Genomic DNA, 1,594 nt, shown 5'->3' with positions numbered 1-1,594 from the left:
ATAAACTATGTTTATGACGTTGCTGATATTCAACAATCTTCTATCGATTTTGTTGCTGTTTCTGCTTTATGTGGATTGTCTGCTGTCATTGGAAATGGCGTGCGGGTTTCTCCAAAACAACATGCCAATTGGAAAATTGTTCCTAATCTCTGGGGTGCCATTGTGGGGGAACCTTCAACTATGAAAACAGATACCATGGAAGCTGCTTTAGCACCTCTTGATGTTTTTCAAGAGGAATGGCATCAAGAATGGTTAAAGAAGAAAAAACAGCAAGAAACAAAAGATATTCTTATTGAATTAGACAAAAGAGAAAAGAAAAAACAAGCCTACAAAGCACTCAAAGATCAAGACGAGGAACAAGCCCTTGCTCTTCTTTCTCAATCTCTTGAACATAAAGAAAGTGAGGAAGATGACACGCTTAATAAACGACGTCTTATTGTCAACGATGTGACCGTCGAAAAGCTTGGGGAATTGTTAAAAGAAAACCCCCGTGGTTTATTGTTGGTTCGTGATGAATTATCTGGTTTTTTATCCGATTTGGAACGGAAGGAATATCAATCAGACCGTTCTTTTTATCTAACAGCTTTTAATGGCAAAAAATCATACACCTATGACCGTATAGGACGGGGAACCATTTTTATTCCCAATGCAACCATTTCCATTATTGGGGGCATTCAACCTTCACGGATTATTCCCATTATTCAAGCAATGCACCATGGAACAAATAATGACGGCTTATTGCAACGGTTTCAAATGCTGGTGTGGCCCGATGAACGAAAAGAGCGGTTATGGGTTGATAGACCTCCCAATCAAAAGGCATGGGAAAGTTATCAAGGAATTTTTCGTTCTCTTTATGATAAACCATTAGGATCACCAAAACACCCTATTACCATACGCTTTTCTGCTGAAGCTCAAGAAATGTTTCGTGTATGGTGGGAAAATTTTCAAAGAACAATCAAAGGAGGTCATTTCTCATCAAGTTTACAAGCGCATCTTTTGAAAATGAATAAAACCATACCAACCCTTGCATTGATTTTTGAATTGAGTGAAGGGGGGCGTTTTGAAATCAATAGAGATGCCCTTGAGAGAGCCTTATATTGGGAAGAATATCTGATAAGTCATGCAAAACGTCTTTATGCGGCGAATGATACATTAACAGCAGAGCGTGCAAAATTAATTGTAGAGCGCTGTGATCTTTTACCCAATGTTTTTACGGCAAGAGATATCTATAGACGGTGTTGGAGATCTTTAAAAGACAATCAAACCGTTAAGCAAGCTTTAGAGCTTTTATGCCGTTGTAACTATATTCGTGAATTTCCTATAGAGGGGAATGAATTAGGTCGGCGTCCTGATAGACGGTATGAATGGAATCCTTTGGTTAAAAACAACAGCATAAAACAATAAAGAAATCTCTTTTGAAGTCTTTAAGACAACCACGCAAAACTCTTTTTATGGCATTCTCATCAAGGAACTTTTTTCCAAAAGCAAATGATCTGAGGACCTTATCAGAAGAGTTTTGTCAGTCTTGTCAGTTCATTCTAGCTCCTATATTATTTTTTTTAAATGAGAGAAAATTAAAAACATTATATTTCAA

1 protein-coding gene is annotated in these 1,594 nt (G+C 37.3%); it reads left to right on the top strand.

Annotated elements, in window-relative coordinates:
• A partial coding sequence (locus ACFIQE_RS10255; RefSeq protein WP_375707685.1) for a YfjI family protein occupies positions 1 to 1,404 on the top strand: 1,404 nt, incomplete at its 5' end.
• Between the last annotated feature and the right edge of the window lie 190 nt (positions 1,405 to 1,594).

The organism is Bartonella sp. AA1HLJMS, assembly GCF_042197445.1.
GTDB lineage: Bacteria > Pseudomonadota > Alphaproteobacteria > Rhizobiales > Rhizobiaceae > Bartonella.
This window is presented reverse-complemented; position numbering and strand designations above follow the sequence as displayed.